The sequence below is a fragment of the Mitsuokella jalaludinii DSM 13811 genome, from assembly GCF_000702905.1.
GTDB lineage: Bacteria > Bacillota > Negativicutes > Selenomonadales > Selenomonadaceae > Mitsuokella > Mitsuokella jalaludinii.
The window spans coordinates 22,749-44,020 of the sequence record NZ_JNKR01000005.1 but is presented as its reverse complement, the minus strand read 5'-3'; the positions used below and the strand labels follow the sequence as shown (position 1 = coordinate 44,020).

At 59.7% G+C, this 21,272-nt stretch carries 20 protein-coding genes; 1 reads left to right on the top strand and 19 read right to left on the bottom strand.

What is annotated here, in order from left to right:
* Positions 1-117: 117 nt before the first annotated feature.
* Together T518_RS04725 and T518_RS04720 are read right to left on the bottom strand one after the other, a co-directional pair.
* Positions 118-3,309, bottom strand: coding sequence for an efflux RND transporter permease subunit (locus tag T518_RS04725; protein WP_036376016.1), 3,192 nt, complete (start codon positions 3,307-3,309; stop codon positions 118-120).
* Positions 3,310-3,322: 13 nt separating this feature from the next.
* Positions 3,323-4,543 carry an efflux RND transporter periplasmic adaptor subunit gene (locus T518_RS04720; RefSeq protein ID WP_036376013.1) on the bottom strand — a complete coding sequence of 407 codons (1,221 nt, stop codon included), beginning with the start codon at positions 4,541-4,543 and terminating at the stop codon, positions 3,323-3,325.
* Positions 4,544-4,785: 242 nt separating this feature from the next.
* On the opposite strand from T518_RS04720, the gene T518_RS04715 reads away from it, so the two are divergent.
* Positions 4,786-5,244, top strand: a complete 459-nt coding sequence (locus tag T518_RS04715) for a MarR family winged helix-turn-helix transcriptional regulator (protein ID WP_036376010.1) — start codon at positions 4,786-4,788, stop codon at positions 5,242-5,244.
* A gap of 10 nt (positions 5,245-5,254) precedes the next feature.
* Here the strand turns inward: T518_RS04715 and T518_RS04710 are convergent, their stop codons facing one another.
* From T518_RS04710 to larB, 17 genes are all read right to left on the bottom strand, one after another.
* Positions 5,255-6,064, bottom strand: coding sequence for an MBL fold metallo-hydrolase (locus tag T518_RS04710; protein WP_036376006.1), 810 nt, complete (start codon positions 6,062-6,064; stop codon positions 5,255-5,257).
* A 103-nt stretch (positions 6,065-6,167) separates the two neighbouring features.
* Complete coding sequence (gene rnc, locus T518_RS04705; RefSeq protein ID WP_081828419.1) at positions 6,168-6,911, bottom strand: ribonuclease III; 744 nt, start codon at positions 6,909-6,911, stop codon at positions 6,168-6,170.
* Entirely contained in the window at positions 6,911-8,155 is a 1,245-nt protein-coding gene (fabF, locus tag T518_RS04700) for a beta-ketoacyl-ACP synthase II (RefSeq protein ID WP_036376003.1), read from the bottom strand. Before fabF ends, rnc begins: the two co-directional genes overlap by 1 nt.
* 63 nt (positions 8,156-8,218) lie before the next feature.
* The gene (locus tag T518_RS04695) at positions 8,219-9,163 is read right to left on the bottom strand and encodes an NAD(P)H-dependent flavin oxidoreductase (RefSeq protein WP_036376000.1); all 945 of its coding nucleotides are present in this window, start codon (positions 9,161-9,163) and stop codon (positions 8,219-8,221) included.
* Between the two features lie 83 nt (positions 9,164-9,246).
* Positions 9,247-9,483: an acyl carrier protein gene (locus T518_RS04690; RefSeq protein ID WP_005842646.1), complete on the bottom strand. Its 237-nt coding sequence runs from the start codon at positions 9,481-9,483 to the stop codon at positions 9,247-9,249.
* A gap of 40 nt (positions 9,484-9,523) precedes the next feature.
* Positions 9,524-10,267, bottom strand: a complete 744-nt coding sequence (gene fabG, locus T518_RS04685; protein ID WP_036375997.1) for a 3-oxoacyl-[acyl-carrier-protein] reductase — start codon at positions 10,265-10,267, stop codon at positions 9,524-9,526.
* A 1-nt stretch (position 10,268) separates the two neighbouring features.
* Complete coding sequence (fabD, locus tag T518_RS04680) at positions 10,269-11,213, bottom strand: ACP S-malonyltransferase (RefSeq protein ID WP_036375995.1); 945 nt, start codon at positions 11,211-11,213, stop codon at positions 10,269-10,271.
* Positions 11,214-11,328: 115 nt separating this feature from the next.
* On the bottom strand, positions 11,329-12,276 hold the full coding sequence (gene fabK, locus T518_RS04675) for an enoyl-[acyl-carrier-protein] reductase FabK (RefSeq protein WP_036375992.1): 948 nt from the start codon (positions 12,274-12,276) through the stop codon (positions 11,329-11,331).
* Between the two features lie 4 nt (positions 12,277-12,280).
* Entirely contained in the window at positions 12,281-13,285 is a 1,005-nt protein-coding gene (locus T518_RS04670; protein WP_036375990.1) for a beta-ketoacyl-ACP synthase III, read from the bottom strand.
* Entirely contained in the window at positions 13,266-14,294 is a 1,029-nt protein-coding gene (gene plsX, locus T518_RS04665) for a phosphate acyltransferase PlsX (RefSeq protein ID WP_005842641.1), read from the bottom strand. Before plsX ends, T518_RS04670 begins: the two co-directional genes overlap by 20 nt.
* Before the next feature lie 15 nt (positions 14,295-14,309).
* Positions 14,310-14,870 carry a transcription factor FapR gene (gene fapR, locus T518_RS04660; protein WP_005842640.1) on the bottom strand — a complete coding sequence of 187 codons (561 nt, stop codon included), beginning with the start codon at positions 14,868-14,870 and terminating at the stop codon, positions 14,310-14,312.
* A gap of 188 nt (positions 14,871-15,058) precedes the next feature.
* Complete coding sequence (gene rpmF / locus T518_RS04655; protein WP_005842638.1) at positions 15,059-15,238, bottom strand: 50S ribosomal protein L32; 180 nt, start codon at positions 15,236-15,238, stop codon at positions 15,059-15,061.
* 23 nt (positions 15,239-15,261) lie between these two features.
* Complete coding sequence (locus tag T518_RS04650) at positions 15,262-15,771, bottom strand: YceD family protein (RefSeq protein WP_036375985.1); 510 nt, start codon at positions 15,769-15,771, stop codon at positions 15,262-15,264.
* Positions 15,772-15,874: 103 nt separating this feature from the next.
* Entirely contained in the window at positions 15,875-16,687 is an 813-nt protein-coding gene (locus tag T518_RS04645) for a PRD domain-containing protein (protein ID WP_036375982.1), read from the bottom strand.
* Positions 16,688-16,799: 112 nt separating this feature from the next.
* The gene (locus T518_RS04640) at positions 16,800-18,968 is read right to left on the bottom strand and encodes a PTS sugar transporter subunit IIABC (protein WP_036376114.1); all 2,169 of its coding nucleotides are present in this window, start codon (positions 18,966-18,968) and stop codon (positions 16,800-16,802) included.
* Positions 18,969-19,177: 209 nt separating this feature from the next.
* Positions 19,178-20,416, bottom strand: a complete 1,239-nt coding sequence (gene larC, locus T518_RS04635) for a nickel pincer cofactor biosynthesis protein LarC (protein ID WP_036375979.1) — start codon at positions 20,414-20,416, stop codon at positions 19,178-19,180.
* Positions 20,417-20,446: 30 nt separating this feature from the next.
* Positions 20,447-21,199, bottom strand: a complete 753-nt coding sequence (gene larB, locus T518_RS04630; protein ID WP_036375976.1) for a nickel pincer cofactor biosynthesis protein LarB — start codon at positions 21,197-21,199, stop codon at positions 20,447-20,449.
* Positions 21,200-21,272: the final 73 nt, after the last annotated feature.

The window sequence follows — 21,272 nt, the reverse complement described above, 5'->3', positions numbered from 1 at the left end:
ATTCGATTCCAGAGCATAGGGGTCAGTATATTCCCATTATAGCAAAAGAGGCACCTTCCTGACAAGGAAGGTGTCTCTTCTATGAATGGCCCATCGATAGCTCGATGGAGCACGGTATTACATGTAATCAGCCGAGGATTTCTTGCGCTCCTGCTTGAGCAGGCCGAGCTTGGCGGCAATCCACTCCATGGCGACGAAGAACACAGGAATCAGGAAGATACCCATGGCCGTCGCGAAGAGCATGCCGCCGACGACGGCAACGCCCATGCCGTTACGCGCTGCAGCACCGGCACCCGTGGCGATGGCCAGCGGGATACAGCCGATGATGAAGGCGAACGACGTCATGAGGATTGGGCGCAGGCGCAGGCCAGCAGCTTCGATGGCTGCCTTGACTGGCTCCATGCCGCGGTCGACACGGACCTTCGCGAACTCGACGATCAGGATGGCGTTCTTGGCCGCGAGACCGATGATCGCGATGATACCGATCTGCATGTAGACGCTGTCCTGGAGGCCGGCGTTCTGATGGCCGAACATCGCCTCGAGGATGGAGAGGCCGTACTCGGAGACGAGGGCGCCGAAGATGCCCGTCGGCACCGTCAGGAGGACGGCGAACGGGACGCTCCAGCTCTCGTAGAGAGCGGCGAGGCAGAGGAAGACGAAGACGAGTGAGAGCACGAGGACCTGCATCGTCGAGTTCGAAGCCTTGGCCTCCTCACGGCTCTGGCCGGACCACTCGATGTTGAAGCCCGTGCCAGCGTTCGCCTGGACGACTTCCTTGATGGCATTCATGGCCTGTCCAGAGGAATAGCCATTGCCCGTCTGGCCCGTGATCTGGATGGAGCGCGTGCCATTGAAGCGAGAGATGCTCGACGGGCCTGACGTGAGTTTCGGGCGCAGCAGCGTGTCGAGTGGGACCATCGTGCCCTTGCTCGACTTGACGAAGATGAACTTCATCTGGTCGGTCGAGCTGCGATAGTCGTTGTCGGCCTGCAGCATGACCTTATAGCTGCGACCGAAGCGGTTGAAGTCGTTGACCTGATAGCCGCCGTAGTTGACCTGCATGGCCGTGAAGACATCCGAGAGCTGGATGCCGAGGTTCTTGACCTTCTCGCGGTCGACCTCATACTGGACGACTGGCGAGCCGACAGAATACGTCGAGCGCACGCCGGCGAGTTCCGGACGCTGGTTGGCCTCTGCGACAATCTTCTTGGTGACGTCGTTGAGTTCTGTCTCACTGTGGCCCGTCATATCCTGCAGCTGGAGTGTCCAGCCACCCGTCATGCCGAGGCCTGGCAGGGCCGGCGGGTTCATGGCGATGACCGTTGCTTCCGGCGCAACCTTGGCGCCGATGCCGAAGGCCGTGCGCACAGCCGCATCGACCGACGAGGCCGCATCCTCACGCTGTGACCAGTCCTTCATGCCGACGACGATCATGCCGGCACTAGACGAGGAGCCACCCGAAAGTGGCGAGAAGCCCGTGATGGCCATCGTGCTCTGCAGGCCCTTGACGTTTTCCATCATGGCGACGTTGAGCTTGTCGATAACGGCCTGCGTGCGGTTGGCCGAGGTGCCATCCGGCATCTCGACGGCTGCGAACATGTAGCCCTGGTCCTCATTCGGGACGAAGGTCGAAGGCAGATTCTTGTAGATGATGCCGGCACAGCCCGAGACGATCAGCAGGAAGATGATTGCCAGGCGCGAGTGGCGGATGAACTTCGCCACGATGCCGACGTAGCCGCGCTTCATGCGCTCAAACCAGTTGTTGAACTTGACGAAGAAGCGGCCGAGCACGCCCTCGTCGTCCTTCTCCGTGTGCTTCTTGAGCATCATCGCACAGAGTGCTGGCGTCAGCGTCAGGGCCACGAAGGCCGAGAGGCAGACCGAGACGGCAATCGTCAGAGCGAACTGCCGGTAGAGGACACCCGTCATGCCACCGAGGAAGGCAACCGGCACGAAGACGGCCGAGAGGACGATGGCGATGGCGACGACTGGTCCCTGGACTTCATCCATGGCGCGCTCCGTCGCATCGATAGGCATCAGGCCCTCTTCCATGTGCTTCTCGACGTTCTCGATGACGACGATGGCATCGTCGACGACGAGGCCGATGGCAAGGACCATCGCGAAGAGTGTCAATGTGTTGATCGTGAAGTCGAGCACGATGAACGCGCCGAGCGTACCAATCAGGGAGACCGGCACCGCGAGCAACGGGATGATCGTCGCGCGCCAGTTCTGCAGGAAGATGAAGATGACAAAGACGACGAGCAGCAGTGCCTCGAGGAAAGTCATGAGGACCTCCTCGATGGACGCGCTGATGTAGCTCGTGGAGTCAAAGATGGTCGACATCTGCATGCCCGGCGGCAGCGTCTCCTTCGCTTCATCAAAGACCTTGCGGACTTCACTGATGGTCTTCATGGCGTTGGCATCACTCGTGAGCTTGATACCGAAGCCGACAGCCGGATAGCCGTTGAACTTCGAGATGATGGCTTCCGACTGGGAGCCCGTCTCGATCTTCGCAACATCCTTGAGGCGGACGAACTGGCCGTCACCGTTCGACTTGATGATGACGTTGCCGAATTCCTCCGGCGTCGTCAGGCGGCCTTCGATCTTGCCGGACATCTGCTTTTCCTGGCCGTTGTTGACCGGCATGGCGCCGACCGTACCGGCCGGGGCCTGGACATTCTGCTCCTTGATGGCAGCCGAGACATCGGCGACCGTAAGGCCCAACTCTGCGAGCTTGTCTGGATTGAGCCAGACGCGCATCGCGTAGTCGGAGCCGAATACCTGGACATCGCCGACGCCGTTGATGCGCTTGAGCTTATCGAGCAGGTAGATCGTCGCGTAGTTCTTCATGAAGGCACGGTCATACGTGCCGTCCGGCGAATAGAATGACATCATGTACGCCATATCATTCGTCGATTTCTTGGTCGTGACACCGACCTGCTGGACCTCAGACGGTAGCTGGCTCGTCGCCGAAGCAACGTTGTTCTGCACCTTGACCGAGTCCATGTCGCCATCCGTGCCGACCTCGAACGTGACCGACAGGCTGTAGCGGCCCGTATCATCGGAGGTTGAGGACATGTAATCCATGCCCTGCGTGCCGTTGACCTGGTCCTCGACGATCTGCGCAACCGTCTGGTTGACGACGGCCGCACTCGCGCCCGTGTACGACGTGCTGACGCTGACCGTCGGCGGCGAGATCTGCGGATACTGCGCGATTGGCAGCTGCGTTGCCGCAATGGAGCCGGCGATGACGATGATCAGCGAGATGACAATGGCGAATATCGGGCGGTGGATAAAGAATTTAGACAAGACGCCGCCCCCTTTAGCTGTTGCTGTCGCCGCTGTTTGCTTCCGAAGAAGTCATCGTGTCAAACGGCGTCGTATCCTCATCGAACGAGAAGCCCATCTCTTCCGGAGTCACCATCGTGACGGCAAGATCCTTGCCCTCCGTCAGGCTCGAGAGGCCCTCGACGACGACCGTGTCGTTCGCAGAGAGGCCGCTCTTGACGATGTAGTAGCTGCCGATCTGCTGACCGAGCTCAATGCTGCGCGACTCCGATTTGCCATCAGCGCCGACAACCATGACAAACGTCTTGTCGAGCAACTGCTGGACGGCGCGCTGCGGCACGAGGATGGCGTTCGGGATCGTCTCGCCCGTGAGCTTGACGCGCGCGAACATGCCCGGCAGCAGCAGGCCGTTCGGGTTCGGGAAGAGTGCCTTGACCGTCAGCGTGCCTGTGTTCTGAGCGAGTGCGCGGTCGGCCTGTACGATGCGTCCGTCCATCGGGTACGTCGAGCCATCGGAGAGCTTGACCGTGACGTCAAGCGCATCGCCCGAGCCACTCTGCATGGACTGGATGTTGCGGAATTTCAGGTACTCGGCTTCCGAGATGCTGAACTGCACGAAGACCGGGTCGATCGTGCCGATGGTCACGAGATTCGTGTTGCCGGCCGTGGCAAACGTGCCGACAGCGACATCGTCGACGGACACCTGGCCCGACATTGGCGCGTAGACGACCGTATCGTCGAGATCCTGCTGTGCTTTCTGCACGAGCGCCTCATTGGCAGCAGTCGCGGCCGAGTAGGCATTGACATTGGCCTGCTGCGTCGTCACCGTCTGCTCCGAGATGGCGTCAGCTGCGAGCAGCGACTGGTCGCGGTAGAGATCGGTCTGCGCATTCGAGAGCGTTGCCTGCGACTGCGCGAGGTTTGCCTGTGCCTGCAGGACGGCCGACTCATACTGGCGCGAGTCGAGTCGATAGAGCGGCTGGCCGGCTTCGACATGGTCGCCGCCGTGGAAGTACTTCTCGACAATCTTGCCGGAGACCTTCGACTGGACCTTGACCTCATCTCGGCCGACAACCTGACCAGCGTACTCGCTGCTGACCGGCGCGTCCTGCTGCAGGACCTTTATGGCCTTGACCTGGGTCGCTCCCGCTGCCTGTTGCTGCTGCTTCGCGCCGCAGCCTGAGAGGAGCACCGTGGCCGAGAGTGCCAAGGTCAGCATGAGCGCCAACGGTTTCTTGTTCTTCGCAAAAAACAAAGAGATAACCTCCTTTTTGGTGATATCTGACGATACCTTCCCTACTTTCCCCTATTTACTGGGTCTTACTCTGCGATTAGTAAATAAATGTTTACTATTAACGCATCTTATAGTATAGTATATCTATAGAAAAGTCAAGAAAAACCACCTTATATTTGAACGGTCTCATTCAATTTTAATCCTAATTTTTTCAGCCGTTTCTATTTTGACGCGATTATCGCAAGATCAGAAGGAGTTTTACCATGACGATGTCATTGTCATTCCCAGAGTCCTCTGCCGAGATCTCTTCGGCTTTCATCGAGACACTCGTGCTCATCCACCGCAACTTCTACCGCAACCTGACGACACCTGTGCCGCTCAACCAGTTCGCGACGCTCATGACGCTGCGCCTCGAGAAGCGGGCGACGCTGTCGGAGATCGGTCAGCGCCTGCAGATCTCAAAGCAGCAGATGACGAACATCTGCGACAAACTGTTGCACGCGGGGCTCATCACGAAGCGGCAGGATAGCGAGGACCGGCGCCGCATGCTCATCTCGATGACGAGCGCGGGCGAAAAGATCCTCGACGACCAGAACGAGCTCGTGCGCCAGCGGTTCCTCAGCAGCCTCAGGGGGCTCAGCGAGGAGGAGCGCACGGAGCTCCGCCACTCCATCACGAACCTCAACCACTACATCGAGAAGATGGCCTCAACGCCCCGCTGAGCTGCGTACCTCAGCCGATCTCGATGACATCGAGATCATCCGGCACGAAGACATTGCCGTGGTAGTATTCCTTCGCCTCGGCCGTGTACGCCTGCTTGCGGGTCGCGATGCTCTTGTCCTCCGTGTGGTAGAGCACGAGGTTCTTGACGCCGAGCTTCTCGGCGAGCTCGCTGGCCTCCTTGACCGTCGAGTGGTTCTTCTCGTACGGCTTGAATTTATCGCGGTCGCCGTACTTGCAGAAGGCTTCGGCGAGCAGCCAGTCCGCACCCTTAGCATAGACTTCGTCGTGCTCGTTGTAGGGCTCATCGCCGAGGCAGGTGAAGCGCAGGCCATCGGCGAAGCGCAGCTCGTAGCCGAACTGCTTTGCCTTCGTCGAGAGGATGTCGAAGGCCGTGAGCTGGACGCCCTCGAAGTTGACGACGGAGCCGTCCTTGAGCTCGTGCAGGAAGATGCTCGTGCCCACGCGCGCGAAGTCCTTCTTCTTGAGGGTCATCTTCGTCATCGTCAGCAGCATCTCGCGCACGACGTCGTGGCAGTAGATGTGGAACTCGCCCTCGTACTTGCCCTTATTCATGAGGTCTGCGACCTTGCGCATGACCCAGATGACGCCGAGCACGTGGTCCGTGTGGCCGTGCGTGACGAACATGTGATGGCACTTCTGGTAGTCGAAGCCCGTGAGCTCCAGCTGGCGCAGGATGCCGTTGCCGCCGCCCGCATCCGTCAGGAACAGCGCACCGTCGTCCAGCGTCACGTAGAAGCACGTGTTGTAGCATTTCGTCACCATGGCATTGCCCGTGCCGAGCATCGTAAGTTTTCTCATGATATGGCCTCCCATCAAAATCAATCTAGTTCCATTATAAAACAAAGGTGCTGATAATGTCAGCACCTTGTTTTTTGCTTTTTTGATTGACGCAAGCGCGCACTCAGCGCTTTTTCTGCGTGTGCGGGGCAATCTTCTCGAGAGCGCGGCGGGCAGCGTGCTGCTCCGCCTCTTTCTTGCTGTGTCCCGTGCCTTCGCCCATGACCTTGCCCGTCACGCGCACGCGGAAGGTAAATTCCTTGGCGTGGTCGGGGCCGGACTCGGAGACGAGCTCATAGGCGATGCTCTGGCCTTCCTTGCGGAAGACGATCTCCTGCAGGATGGTCTTGTAGTCCTTGAGGATGGCGCCGTGCTCGGCGTTCTCGAACTCGCCGCGGAGCTGGCGCACGACGTAAGCCTGCGCCGCCTCCCAGCCCTGGTCGAGGTAGACTGCGCCGATGACGGCCTCGAAGACGTCCTCGAGGTTCGTCTGGCGCGTGCGGCCGCCGCCCATCTCCTCGCCGCGTCCCAAGAGCAGGTAATCGCCGAGATGCAGTCCGGTCGCGAGCTTGGCGAGTGTCGTCGAGCAGACGATGCTCGCACGCGTCTTCGTGAGCTCGCCTTCCGGCATCTCCGGGAAGTGCTCATAAAGATATGTGCTGGAGGCAAGCTCCAGCACAGCATCTCCCAAGAATTCGAGACGTTCGTTATGGGCCGTGTTCCGCTTCGACTCATTGGCATACGAGGTATGCGTCAGGGCCTGGTCGAGAAGAGCGATATCGTGGAACGTCACGCCGAGGCGCTCTGAGAGCGCCAGCAGCTGCTGACGGCGCGCTTCTCCTTCCGTCCGAACGTTTCCCATAGGCATTACTCCGTGTACTTCTTCATGACGATGCACGCATTGTGACCGCCAAAGCCGAAGTTGTTCGAGATGGCCGCGCGGACCTTCTTCGCACGCGCCTTGTTCGGCACGTAATCGAGGTCGAGGCCCTCGTCCGGCGTCTCGTAGTTGATCGTCGGCGGCATCATGTCGCGCTCGACCGTCAGTGCCGTGGCAACTGCCTCAATACCGCCGGCAGCGCCGAGCAGATGGCCCGTCATCGACTTGATGGACGAGACGGAGACGTCCTTCGCATGCTCGCCCCAGACGGCCTTGATGGCCAGCGACTCGCCCTCATCGTTGAGGTGCGTCGACGTGCCGTGCGCGTTGACGTAGTCGACGTCAGCGGCCTGCAGGCCGGCATCGTCGATGGCCAGCTGCATGCACTTCGCCTGGTACTCGCCGCCCGGAGCCGGGCTCGTCATGTGGTAGGCGTCGGAGTTCGCGCCATAGCCGGCGAGCTCTGCGTAGATGTGCGCGCCGCGCGCCTTGGCGTGCTCGAGGCTCTCGAGGATGACGAGGCCAGCGCCCTCGCCCATGACGAAACCGCTGCGGTTCTTGTCGAACGGGCGCGATGCGTGCTCCGGATCATCGTTGTGGTCCATGCAGAGCGCCTTCATCGCAGCGAAGCCTGCGACAGCCGCCTGGCTGATGGCTGCTTCCGTGCCACCGGCGACCATGACATCGGCCTTGCCTTCCTGGATGACGCGGAAGGCGTCGCCGATGCAGTTCGTGCCCGTCGCGCAAGCCGTGACGACGCACGAGGACGGACCGTGGAGCTTATAGGTGATGGCGACCTGGCCGGCAGCGAGGTTCGCGATCATCATCGGGATGAAGAACGGGCTGATGCGGCTCGGTCCCTTTTCAAAGAGCTTCTTGTACTGAGCGTGCATCGTCTCGATGCCGCCGATGCCCGCGCCGATGTACGTGCCGATGCGGTCGCGGTCTTCCTTCTCGAGATCGAGACCAGCATCCTCGATTGCCAGCTTTGCCGCTGCGACAGCGAACTGTGCATAGCGGTCCATGCGCTTGGACTCCTTCTTGTCGATGTAGTCCGTCGGCTCAAAGCCCTTGACCTCACCCGCGATCTGTGCACCGTACTCCGACGCATCAAAACGGGTAATCTTGCCGATGCCGTTCTTGCCTTCCATGAGGCCTTCCCAGAATGCGTCCTTACCGATACCGATTGGGGTGATGGCCCCCAGGCCCGTAATTACTACGCGTTTACTCAAAACAATGACTCCCCTCTAATTCTTGATCTTGCTATACCCCATAGCGCCCAGCGGCGCCCAGGATCAATCTGCAGCTTCTGCTTCTCTCTTGAGCTGCTCGAAAATCTCGTGCACCGACAGGATCTTGTCGATGCGCGGCATGTATTCACCCGTGAAGACGAGGCCCGTCTCCACATCGCCCTGCTGCGCGCGGATCAGCGCGCGGATGATGCAGAAATTATGCTTGCAGGCCTTGAGGCATGCATCGCACGTCTTCGGCGGCACAGGACCCTCGAGGACCCTTGCCGAGAACGGCGTGCGCACGGCGCGGCCTGGCAGGCCGACCGGGCTGTGGATGACGACGATGTCTTCCGGCTTCGATTTCAGATAGTATTCTTTGAGGGCTGGCGCTGCGTTGGATTCCTCCGAGGCAGCAAAGCGAGAGCCCATCTGGACGCCTGCTGCGCCCATCTTTATCAGATCAACGATGTCCTGGCCATGAAGGACGCCACCGGCCGCGATGACCGGGATCTTGACCGCTGCGCTGACATCCGAGATGAGATCACGTACCGACGTGTTCGTCCCGAGATGGCCGCCAGCCTCCTTGCCCTCCAGCACAATAGCTGCTGCACCAAGACGCTCCGAGATTTTAGCTAATTTTACAGAAGAAACAATCGGGACAATTGGGGTCCCGGACTCCTTGCCAAGGCCAAACATATCGCGTGAAAAGCCTGCACCTGCTACAACGAGATCGATGCCCTCATCGATAGCCGTCTTGACAATGCCTGCAAAATCACGGGCAGCAACCATGATGTTGATGCCGATGATACCAGATGTGAGCGAACGTGCGAGCCTGATCTCATAACGCAGTTCGTCGTGGCTCATGCCAGATGCAGCGATGAGGCCGATACCGCCCTCGTTCGCAACGGCTGCGGCCAGACGGGCCGTTGACAAGCGGATTGCCATACCACCCTGCTGGATCGGTAAACGTGCAATCTTGTTGCCAATCTTAAGCTCTGGAAGTTTCAATGTTACTCCTCCAATCATTTTACCTCTTAAGAAAATCCCGCGAAGCAACTTCACGGGATTCTCAAAAGGTAAGACGCTCAATCTTATTTGTCCTTGTGCTGGTCAATGTAGGTAACTACATCCTGAACAGTCTTGATCTTCTCAGCAGCCTCGTCCGGAATCTCAATGTTGAATTCCTCTTCGAAAGCCATGATCAGCTCAACGATATCCAGGGAATCAGCGCCCAAATCATCGATGAAGGTAGAATCGATTGCGACCTCGTCCGGCTCAACGCCCAGCTGCTCAACAACGATATCTCTAACTTTTTCAAAAGTCGACATGAAGTTTCACCTCCTTAAATTAGTATCCTATATAGTTATATCACATAACCATGCCGCCGTCTACATTGACGACCTGACCGGTGATATAGGATGAACAATCCGATACGAGGAAAAGTACGGCATTGGCGACGTCTTCCGGGCGTCCCATCTTGCGCATCGGAATCTCCTGGACCATCGCCTCTTTGACTTTGTCCGAGAGGACTGCCGTCATATCCGTATCAATGAAGCCCGGAGCGACCATGTTGACCGTGACGCCGCGCGCCGCGAGCTCCTTGGCGGCCGACTTCGAGAAGCCGAGCACGCCAGCCTTCGCTGCCGCGTAGTTCGTCTGGCCGGCATTGCCCATGAGGCCGACGACCGAGCTCATGTTGACGATGCGGCCGCTGCGCTTCTTCATCATGATCTTCGCCGCTGCCTTCGTGCAGTAGAAAACGCCCTTGAGGTTCGTATCGATGACGGCATCGAAATCCTCATCCTTCATGCGGATGAGCAGGCCGTCGCGCGTGATGCCGGCGTTGTTGACGAGGATGTCAACCGTGCCGAACGCTTCGATGACCTTCGCGAACATCTCGTCCACTGCTGCGCTGTCTGCCACATTGGCCTTGACGAGGATTGCCTCGCCGCCGTTCTTCTCGATCTCGCCCTTGACTTCCTCAGCAGCCTTCTGGTTGCCGGCGAAGTTGATGGCGACCTTGGCGCCCTCCGAAGCGAGTCGGATGGCGATGGCACGACCGATACCGCGCGACGCACCCGTCACGAGTGCGACCTTTCCATCTAAAAGCATATTAACGAACCTCCTTCAAATAGTCAAGCGTTTTTTGCAAACTTTCAAGGTTTTCGACATTGAGACTCTTGAGGGAACGGTCGATACGGCGGTTGAAACCGCAGAGCGTCTTGCCCGGTCCAGCCTCGACGAACGTGTCGGCGCCAAAGGCCTGCATCGTCTTGACGCAGGCGATCCAGCGGACCGGATGGTCAGCCTGTGCGACGAGGTTTGCCTTGATCTCCTCTGCCTTCGTCTCCAGCTCACCCGTGAAGTTCGAGACAACGGGGAACGCTGCATCGTGGATGGCGACCTTATCGAGCTCTGCGGCGAGCTTCTCAGCGGCCGGCTTCATGAGCGTCGAATGGAACGGTGCGGAAACCGGCAGCACGACGGCCTTCTTGGCACCAGCTGCCTTGAGCTCCTCCACGGCCTTTTCCACGCCGTGCGTCGTGCCGGCGATGACCGTCTGGCCCGGGCAGTTGAAGTTGACCGGCTGGACCTCGCCCGCCTCTTTCGTCGCCTTCTCGCAGGCTGCAGCAATCACCTCATCATCGAGGCCGATGATGGCTGCCATGCCGCCCTCTCCTACGGGGACGGCCTCCTGCATGTACTGGCCGCGCTTATGGACGAGTGCGACGGCATCCTGAAAGGAGAGGACGCCCGCTGCGACGAGAGCCGAGTACTCGCCGAGGCTGTGGCCGCCGGCAACGTCCGGCTGCACGCCGTGCTCCTTGAGAATCTCATTGACGATGACGCTGACCGTCAGGATGGCGGGCTGCGTGTTGGCCGTGAGCTTGAGATCGTCTGCCGGGCCCTCGAAGCACATGTCCTTGATGGAGTATCCTAACGCCTCGTCAGCTTCAGCGAAGAGTCTCTTGGCGACATCATACTGGTCGAAAAGGTCCTTGCCCATCCCGACGGCCTGAGCGCCTTGACCCGGAAATACGAATGCGAGTTTGTTCACGTTTCACTACCCCCTGCTCTATTTTTCTCGTAATCGATAGATGTATTGCTTGTCTTATCTATACATATCTATGCTTATATATTATGGTATGATAACTGTCTGCTCGACGGCAGTCTTATTTGCAGTCGTTCTCGATCGTCTCGATGACGCCCGGAAGGCCGCTAACGATGTCCTCGATGATCGTCTTGACCGGCTTGATGTCGTTGAGCATGCCGGAGATCTCGCCGATCATGACGGAGCCGTTGTCGACATCGCCCTCATGCGTAGCGCGGTGCAGGGAGCCGACGCCGAGCTTCTCGAGCTCTTCTGCCGGAGCACCGGCTGCCTCGAGTTCCTGATACTTGCGCGTGAGCTTGTTGTGGAGTACGCGTGCCGGATGGCCGAGCGTGCGGCCCGTGACGACCGTCGAACGGTCTTTCGCCTTGAGGACCATCTTCTTGTAGTTCGGATGCGCGATGCACTCCTCGCTCATGACGAAGCGGGAGCCCATCTGGACGGCCTGTGCGCCGAGCGCAAAAGCTGCTGCAACGCCGCGCGAATCCGCGATGCCACCTGCACCGATGACCGGCACATCGACAGCATCGACGATCTGCGGCACGAGGGCCATCGTCGTGATCTCACCGATGTGGCCCCCCGACTCCGTGCCCTCTGCGATCAGGGCATCGACGCCGCAGCGCACGAGGCGCTTCGCGAGCGCGACCGAAGCGACGACCGGGATGACCTTCGCGCCGATCTCCTTGAGCGCCGGCACGTACTCGCCCGGGTTGCCAGCACCCGTTGTGACGACCTGTACCTTCTCCTCGACGACGACCTGCATGACTTCCTTGACATACGGGCTCATGAGCATGACATTGACGCCGAACGGCTTGTCCGTCCAGCTCTTGCACTTCTGGATCTCTGCACGCAGGATCTCTGGCGGCATGTGGCCGGCACCGATGATGCCGAGACCGCCGGCGTTCGAGACAGCCGAGGCGAGCTCAGCCGTGCCGATCCAGGCCATGCCACCCTGGAAGATTGGATACTTTATGTTGAGTAACTTACAGATTGCATTATTTTCAAACATCAGATTAGTCCTCCTTAGCCCATTTCATGATGCAGGATGCCCAGGTGAGTCCGGCACCAAAACCGGCCAGGGCAATGAGATCACCTTTCTTGAAGCGGTGCGCCTGCACCGCCTCCGCCAGGGCAACCGGAATGGACGCCGCTGACATGTTGCCATATTTCCCGATATCGACGATGACCTTCTCCGCCGGGAGTTCCAGGCGCTTCGCCGCCGCATCAATGATGCGCGTGTTGGCCTGATGCGGCACGAGCCAGTCGATTTCCGACTTCTCGATGCCCGCGCGCGCAAGCGACTTCTCGACCGTCTCGCCTAGGATCTTGACTGCGAAGCGGAAGACCGCCCTGCCGTCCATGTGGATGCAGTTCTCGTGCATCAGCAGGGATTCTGCCGTCAGCGGCTTTTGACTGCCGCCTGCAGGGATGTCGAGCAGGTCGCCGCCCGCGCCATCGCTGCCGAGGTCGAAGCTCAAGAGGCCAAAGCCTTTGTCGACCGGGCCAAAGACAGCGGCACCGGCGCCGTCGCCGAACAGGATGCAGGTGTTGCGGTCCGTCCAGTCCAGGACCTTCGAGAGCGTCTCCGCGCCGACCACGAGGATGTGGCGGTAGACGCCCGTCTCGATGAACTGGCAGGCCGTTGCTGCTGCGTAGGCAAAGCCCGAGCAGGCAGCGGAAAGGTCAAAGGCACCTGCCTTCGTTGCGCCGAGGCGGTCCTGCAGGATGCAGGCCGTCGACGGGATCGTGCGGTCCGGCGTCATCGTCGCGACGATGATGAGGTCGAGTTCCTCGGCTTTCACGCCGGCATTCTCGAGGGCCATGCGGGCCGCGCGCTCTGCGAGGTCCGATGTCGGCTGTTCCTTGCGCGCCACGCGGCGCTCATGAATGCCCGTGCGCTCGACGATCCACTCGTCACTCGTGTCGACCATCTGCTCGAGGTCTTCATTCGTGATGACTTTCTCCGGCACGTACCAGCCTGTCCCTATGATACCAGCGCTATTTCTTTTCTCCGTCATGCGTCAGTATATCCTCCTTTGCAAGTGTATCCTGGATGTGAGCGAGGACATCCCCCCGGACATAATCATTCGCCACACCGATTGCACTGCAGATGGACTTGGCGTTCGACGAGCCGTGGCTGATGATGCAGCAGCCATTGACACCTAAGAGCGGCGCACCGCCGTACTCCGTGACGTCGAGGCGCTTGCCGAGCTTCTTGAGCGTCGGCATCAGGAGGAACGCACCTAGCTTGGCGAGAATACCGCCGCCCTTGATGGCCTCCTTGATGAGTTTCAGGATTGTCTTTGCCAGTCCCTCTGCAAATTTTAGCACAACATTGCCAACAAATCCATCACAAATTACGACATCGAAGTTGCCCTTGGGCACATCGCGCCCTTCGGCATTGCCGCAGAAGTTGATCGTGTGCATGTTCTTGAGCAGCGCGTAAGTCGCCTTGGCCTGCTCATTGCCCTTCGTCTCCTCCTCGCCGATGTTCAAGAGTCCGACGCGCGGGTTCTTGATCTTGAAGACGTATTCCGCATAGATCGAGCCCATGATGCCGCTCTGGACGAGGTGCTCCGGCTTCGAGTCCACATTAGCCCCAGAGTCTAAGAGCAGCGTGACCCCCTTCGGCGTCGGCATCGGCGTCGCGATGGTCGGGCGGCCGATACCCTTGATGCGGCGCAGGATGAGCTGCGCTGCCGTCACGGCTGCGCCCGTACTGCCAGCCGACAGCACGGCATCGCAGACGCCATCCTTGACGAGGCGCGTCGCCACGACGATGGACGCATCCTTCTTCGTGCGCACCGCATCTGCCGGATGCTCGCCCATCTCGATGACCTGCGAGGCGTGATGAATGGAAATGCCGAGCTTTTCCCAGCCCGGCTCCTTCGACAGGACCTCACGGATCTTCGCCTCATCGCCGACGAGGACAATCTCACAATGGTATTTCTTGGCGGCGCGCACCGCACCGAAAACGATCTCGAGCGGTGCGTAATCACCGCCCATGGCATCAACTGCAATCTTCATGCCGGAAATTCCCCCTCACTCCTCTCCCCACGAAACCATGATGAATTTCGCACGGAATACCTCCTGAGTATCATTGCGTGTCTTGACCCAGACAAAATATTTATTGCCGCGTACCTTGACGATCTCTGCCTTGGCAATGAGCTTCTCACCGACATGCACCGGCACCTTGTACTTGACGTTCGCCACGCCGGTGACGGCCATCGGCGCATCGATGATCGCGAGTGCCAGCGAATTGGCCTGCGAGAACATGTAGTAGCCCTTGGCGATCTTCGTCTTCGCGAAGACCATATCATCCGTGATGCGAAGCAGCGAGATGCCGGAATGGCCGAGTTCGAGGTCGATGAGTTCGCCGACGACATCACCGCTCTCGATGGACTTGACCTTGTTCTGCGCACTCTCCGCCATCTTGCGGATGCGGCCGCGCAGCTCCGGTATGCCGAGCTCCAAACGGTCGAGACGGATCGTTTGCACGCTGACGTTGAGCTTCTGGGCGAGCTCCTCGTCGGTCAGGAACGGTTTCTCCTTGACCTGCTGCAGGAGGAGCTGCTGACGCTCCTTCTTCTTGACCCTTGCCATGCCTTCATCTCCTCTCCAAGATTTTAGTACCTGATATTACAACCTTATATCAGGATTCATTATACGGTGTTTGTCCTAAAAAAGCAAGTCTCGCACCGCGCAAATCTCTTCGATGATAAAGGCAGGTATGAGCAAATACGGGCAAAAAAAGAATAAGCAGGACGTTCGTCCTGCTTATCGTATTGTTCTTATTCAGCTGCCTTGACAACCTCTTTGCCATCATAGTAGCCGCATTCCGGGCATACATGATGAGGCATCTTCGGTTCGTGGCACTGCGGGCAAGCTACGAAGCCAGGAGCCTCGAGCTTCCAGTTTGCACGGCGCTGGTCGCGGCGTGCCTTCGAAGTTTTGCGCTTTGGTACTGCCATCTCGGATACACCTCCTTACGGTTTCATTTCTTATTTTTCGCCAATAATTCCTGCAAGGCGGCCATGCGCGGATCCGGTACAAACCGGTCGCAGCCACAGTCTCCCTGATTGAGGTCTGCTCCACAGACGGGACAGAGTCCTTTGCAATCAGGCTTGCAGAGCTTGCTGAGCGGCTGAGCCGCCAGGACGGTATCGCGGACAAGCTCCGTGATATCGATGAGGTCGCCGTCGAAGCGATTGACCTCTTCATCCTCAGCCATCTCACCCGTGCGGCGGAATTCTTCCGAGAAGGGATGTTCCTGCTCCTCTTGGCACGGTGCCAGGCAGCGGTCACACACAAAGGATTTCGTACAGCGAATGACGCCTTCCGCACGCCAGCAGCTTCCCGTGTGGACGATATGCCCCTCGACCGTCAGAGGTCCCACAAAGGCATAATCGTCCGCAACGGCGCCGATGGCTTCGGCCGTCGTCGTGAACGCAAACGGAATCTCCTGCATGAAGTCCGCATTCGATTCAGCAATGTTTATTTTCATATCAGCATCAACCTCCATACATTATAGCGATGTGCCCATTCCTTTGTCAAGTATCAACTGTCCTCGGGCATCCCTGCGCGCAGCGCCTGAGCCATGAGGACGGTCAGAGCACGCGCTGGATGTGGATGGCGAGCAGCGTCGTCTCCGCTGCCGCGACGGGCAGGCGCAGCTTCCTGGAAAGCGACACTGAAAGCTTTTCTGCGAGCGCATAGGCCTTAGGGTACATCTTGCGCACGTAATCGTCCATCTGGATGGGCACCACCTCCTGCGCGCGGATGCGCAGGATCATGTAGCAGATGTGGCTGACGAGGCGCGTGTACTTGAGCTCTGTGCGCCGCAGCGTCAGCCCGAGCTCTGCTTCAAGTTCCGCGATGCACTCGGCGGCCAGCCTGATGTTCGTCAGGCTGTCGCCCGCATTCTGCTCGCTGATGCCCGCATGGATGTGCAGGGAGAGGTAGCCCGCCTCCTCAGGCGGCAGCTCTACGCCATCTTCCCGCTCGATCGCGCGGATACCCTGCTCAGCGATGCGGTACTCGTCGGGAAACATCGCCATGATGTCGTGCTGCAGAGGATTGGGCAGGCGAATGCCGCGCCGGCAGCGCTCGAGCGCCATCGCGATGTGGTCCGCCATCGGCAGCAGGATATCATCGGCCATGTCAGGGAATGACTTGCGCGCCTCGTCGAGCACGCGCGCCGCGAACTCGACCGCATGCGCATCGATGCCGTTGATGCGCTGCAAGGCGCTGCTTTCCCCATCGGTGATGAGGTGGTAGACCTTGGCCTGCGGCAGGAGCCCGAGCCGCTCGCCGCTCTTCTTCCCGAAGCCGATGCCCTTGCCGAGCAGGATAACTTCCTTTCCTTCCTCCGTCAGCGCCAAGAGCCCGTTGTTGTTCAAAGGCTTTATGACACGAAACATAAAAAACCCCCTTATATGATGCTATCATTATAACCCATTTCCGAGGTCATATGCTATAGCCATACAAGGAGATTTTTTACGGTGATTATACGGTTATAATGATAGAATCTGCTCAGAACTTCGCGACTTCGTCAAGTGCCTTGACTGCGCCCGTCTTCTCCATCTCGATGGACTGGCCTTCCTGCAGGCCCGTGAAGATGACGAGGCAGGCATCCGACTTGGCATTTGCCTTGATGAAGGCGTCATCGAAGTGCATGAGCTTGTCGCCCTTCTTGACCTTCTGGCCGTTCTCGACGAATACCTCGAAGCCCTTGCCGCCGAGGTTGACCGTGTCAACGCCGATGTGCAGCAGGTACTCCGTGCCGTCAGCGGCCTTCATGCCGATGGCGTGCTTCGTGTCGAAGACGAAGACGACTTCGCCGTCAGCTGGTGCGTAGACCGTCTCTTCCGTCGGGTAGACGAAGTAGCCGTCGCCCATCATCTTGCTCGCGAACGCCTCGTCCGGCGCTTCTGCAATTGGATGGACATCGCCGGCAACCGGCGTGCAGAGGGCATGCGTTGCGGCCTGCGGTGCAGCAGCCGGCTTCTCTTCGGCCTTCGGCGCCTCTTCTGCCTTCGGTGCTTCTGCCGGAGCATCGAGCTCTGGCTCGACATCGGGGGCCGTCTCGAGGTACGTCTCGAGGTTTGCCTTGATGACAGCGACCTGCGGTCCGTAGATGACCTGGACGCCCGTGCCCTTGACGATGACGCCGACGGCACCCGTCGCCTTGAGGATCTTCTCGTTGACGAGCGAGGAGTCCGCTACCGAGCAGCGCAGGCGCGTCGCGCAGCAGTCGACCGATGTGATGTTCTTCTTGCTGCCGAGGCCGCGTGCGATCATCGAGCTCTTGGCATCCTCGACGCTCTGCTGCGAGCCGCCGTTTGCGCCAGCGCCCTTCTTGGCCTGGTAGTCTGCTTTCGTGTAGAGCTTCGTCTCCTCGTCGTCGTCCTCACGGCCCGGCGTCTTGAAGTCGAATTTCTTGATCATCCAAGTGAAGATGAAGTAGTAGAGGAAGAAGTAGATGATGCCGACCGGGATGATGTACATCCAGTTCGTCTTCGCCTCACCCTGCAGGATGCCGAAGATGAAGAGGTCGAGCAGGCCGCCCGAGAACGTCAGGCCGACCGCGATGTTGAGCATATGCGCAATCATGTAGGCAGCGCCAGCGAGGATGACCTGCACGCCGAAGAGTGCCGGTGCGACAAAGAGGAAGGAGAACTCGATCGGCTCCGTGATACCCGTGAGCATCGAGGTCAGGGCGGCGGAGAGCAGGAGACCTTTGGCGGCCGTCTTCTTCGACGGCTTCGCGCAACGGTACATGGCGAGTGCTGCGCCCGGCAGACCGAAGATCATGAAGATGAATTCACCGGAGAAGTAGCGCGTCGCGTCAGCGCTGAAGTGCGCGACATCCGGCGAGGCGAGCTGCGCGAAGAAGATGTTCTGGCCGCCCTGGACGAGCTGGCCGTCAATCATCATCGAACCACCGACGCCCGTCTGCCAGAACGGCAGGTAGAAGACGTGGTGCAGGCCGAACGGGATCAGGGCGCGCTTGATGATGCCGAAGATCAGCGTGCCGACATAGCCCGTGCCCGTGACGAGGCTGCCGAGCGCGAAGATGCCCTGCTGTGCCAGCGGCCAGACGAAGTAGAGGCCGATGCCGACGAAGAGGTAGACGACTGTCGAGATAATCGGCACGAAGCGCGAGCCGCCGAAGAACGACAGCGCGTTCGGCAAGATGATCTTGTGGAACTTATTGTGGAGGTACGCGACGCCGATACCGACGATGATGCCGCCGAAGACGCCCATCTGGTACGACATGATGCCGCAGGAGCTCGCGATCGTGCCCTCGAGCACGCCCGGCGCAATGGTGCCGTCCGGCAGGATCTGGCCGTTGAGCTTGAGCATGGCATTGCAGGCGCTGTGCATGACAAAGAAGGAGATCATGGCCGCGAGAGCCGCGACCTCGCGCTCCGCCTTGGCCATGCCGATGGCGACGCCGACGGCGAAGATGATCGGCAGGTTGCCGAAGATCGTGCTGCCCGCGCTGGCCATGATGGTCAGAAGACCGCCGAGAAGCGTGCCATCGCCAAAGATGGCTTCGAGACCATACGTCTTGATCGTCGTCGGGTTGGTGAACGACGCGCCGATACCGAGCAGGATACCGGCAATCGGCAGCACAGCGACCGGCAGCATGAAGCTGCGGCCGACGCGCTGCAGTACGCTGAAGATTTCGTCTTTCATGAGACCGTCCTTTCCCGCCGCGTGCAGGGACAAAAAAGGCATCAGCAAAAAGCAACTACAAAGATCCCCTTCCTCTAAAACGGGATCTGCTGCTCTTCGCTGATGCCTGCATGACCAGTAACACGCGAACCTTGTTACAACATATCTTGATTTCAACAGGACTCATTATACGACATCTTCATCGTGTTGTAAAGGACTCTTTTCGCATTTCAGCTCTTACTCTCTCGCAGTCCATCGCAGGCAAGCGCGGCGAGGGCCAGTCGCGCGGCCTCTTCCACCTGCTTCAGCGGCACACCTGCGCGGCGCGCCAATAAGCAGCAGTCCTCGTACTCCGGCTTGCTGTTGACGAGCGCCCCGTGCCAGAAGGCTCGCTTGCAGGCGACCTCGCCGTACGGCGTCGCGACGTGCACCGTCTCGCGCTCCGCCTCGATGCGCTGCGCCACCTTGCGGACGCGCAGGCCGATGCTCGTCGTCTCGCGCAAGATGACGGAGGCGCACGCATCCTTCGAGCCCGTGCGGCAGAGCACGGAGAGCATCGCGGCCGGCCGCGTCTTCTTCATGACGATGGGCGTCGTCCAGACGTCGAGAGCACCGACCGAGAAAAGGCGCTCGTAGAGATAGCCGTAGACCTGTGGGCTCATGTCGTCGATATTCGTCTCGAGCACCAGGAAATCCGTCCCCTGCCCGTTCTCCGCTGCCTCATCAAGCTGGCCGATATAGAGGCGCAGCACATTGGGGATGGCAAGATCCCAGGTACCGGCACCATAGGCGGCGCCAGCTGCGCGGAACCCCTCCGGCAGGCTCTCCGAGAAGGCAGCCTGGCTGCGCAGGAAGGCCGCGCCCGTCGGCGTCGTGAGCTCCTTCTCGGCGCCGGCATGATAGCTCGGCCAGTCGAGCAGGAGCTCGGCCACCGCTGGCGCGGGCACTGGCATAAGGCCGTGCGCGCAGTGCACGAAGCCCGAGCCCGTGTTGACCTTTGAGGCGAAGACACGCTCGATGCCCAGGTAGTCGAGGCAGATGGCCGCGCCGACGATGTCGAGGATGGAGTCGACCGCACCGACCTCGTGGAACGCCACCGTGTCGGCGGGGCGCGCGTGCACCTTGCCCTCCGCCTCCGCAAGCGTCTGGAAGATGGCCAGGCTGCGCGCCTTGACCGCCTCCGACAGCGCGGATGCTTCAATCAGCGCGCGGATATCCGCCATCGTGCGATGCTCGTGCCCATGTTCCCCATCATGATGGTCATCATGATGGGGAAGCCTGACATCGACATAGCAGGCGGCGATGCCATTCTTCATGACGGGCTCCACCTTCATCACATAGCTGCCCTCAAGTGGCAGTTTCGCGAGCTCTGCGCGAAGATACGCCTCCGGCACGCCTGCCTGCAGGAAGGCCCCGAGCAGCATGTTGCCGCTGATGCCCGAAAAACAGTCGAGATAAATCGCTTTCATAAATGCATCTCCTCTATCTTCTCCGCCTTTTCAGCGCAGATGGTTGATCCTGCTCGCGAGCACGCCCGCGCCAAAGCCGTTGTCGATGTTGACGACGCTGACACCCGCGGCACAACTGCTGAGCATTGCTAGGAGTGCTGTGACGCCGTGGAAGGCCGCGCCGTAGCCGACACTCGTCGGCACGGCGATGACCGGCTTGTCCGTCAGTCCGCCGACGACGCTCGTGAGCGCGCCTTCCATGCCGGCGACAACGATGATGACGTTGGCCGCCTCGATGTCCGCCCTGTGGGCGAAGAGCCGGTGGATGCCCGCTACGCCGCAGTCGTAGTGCACCTTGACCACGTTGCCATAGAGGTGCGCTGTGAGGCGCGCTTCCTCCGCCACGGGGATGTCGCTCGTGCCGGCCGACAGGATGAGGACCATGTGCGCTGCGTCGCGTCTGGCAGGCCGCTCGATGTAGAGGATACGTGAAACCGCATCATACTCAGCCTCCGGCAGTCTTTCCTGCACAAAGGCGGCCTTCTCCGCGCTCATGCGCGTCGCCATGACGCTGCCTGCACTGCTCTTCGCGAGCGATTCCATGATGGCGAGCACCTGCTCCCCCGTCTTGCCCTCGCCGTAGATGACCTCTGGGAAGCCCTGGCGCCTTTCGCGCGCATGGTCGACCTCCGCAAAACCGAGTTCCTCGACCGAAGACTTCTCCAAGTATGCCACGGCCTCCCGCTCCGAGAGACGCCCGTCTTTATAGCGGCGAAGCATCGCCACGATCTCCGCATCCGTCATGCGCTCCTCATCCTCCTGTCAAGAATCAAAAAGGCCCATGATCTTCATCATAGGCCATCATTTGCATGCATTC

Coding starts and splice junctions, on each gene's coding strand:
- T518_RS04715 (WP_036376010.1), top strand. CDS start 4,786: ATGACGATGTCATTGTCATTCCCAGAGTCCTCTGCCGAGATCTCTTCG.
- T518_RS04710 (WP_036376006.1), bottom strand. CDS start 6,064: ATGAGAAAACTTACGATGCTCGGCACGGGCAATGCCATGGTGACGAAA.
- rnc (WP_081828419.1), bottom strand. CDS start 6,911: ATGCCTATGGGAAACGTTCGGACGGAAGGAGAAGCGCGCCGTCAGCAG.
- T518_RS04690 (WP_005842646.1), bottom strand. CDS start 9,483: ATGTCGACTTTTGAAAAAGTTAGAGATATCGTTGTTGAGCAGCTGGGC.
- fabG (WP_036375997.1), bottom strand. CDS start 10,267: ATGCTTTTAGATGGAAAGGTCGCACTCGTGACGGGTGCGTCGCGCGGT.
- fabK (WP_036375992.1), bottom strand. CDS start 12,276: ATGTTTGAAAATAATGCAATCTGTAAGTTACTCAACATAAAGTATCCA.
- T518_RS04670 (WP_036375990.1), bottom strand. CDS start 13,285: ATGACGGAGAAAAGAAATAGCGCTGGTATCATAGGGACAGGCTGGTAC.
- plsX (WP_005842641.1), bottom strand. CDS start 14,294: ATGAAGATTGCAGTTGATGCCATGGGCGGTGATTACGCACCGCTCGAG.
- fapR (WP_005842640.1), bottom strand. CDS start 14,870: ATGGCAAGGGTCAAGAAGAAGGAGCGTCAGCAGCTCCTCCTGCAGCAG.
- rpmF (WP_005842638.1), bottom strand. CDS start 15,238: ATGGCAGTACCAAAGCGCAAAACTTCGAAGGCACGCCGCGACCAGCGC.
- T518_RS04650 (WP_036375985.1), bottom strand. CDS start 15,771: ATGAAAATAAACATTGCTGAATCGAATGCGGACTTCATGCAGGAGATT.
- T518_RS04645 (WP_036375982.1), bottom strand. CDS start 16,687: ATGTTTCGTGTCATAAAGCCTTTGAACAACAACGGGCTCTTGGCGCTG.
- T518_RS04640 (WP_036376114.1), bottom strand. CDS start 18,968: ATGAAAGACGAAATCTTCAGCGTACTGCAGCGCGTCGGCCGCAGCTTC.
- larC (WP_036375979.1), bottom strand. CDS start 20,416: ATGAAAGCGATTTATCTCGACTGTTTTTCGGGCATCAGCGGCAACATG.
- larB (WP_036375976.1), bottom strand. CDS start 21,199: ATGACGGATGCGGAGATCGTGGCGATGCTTCGCCGCTATAAAGACGGG.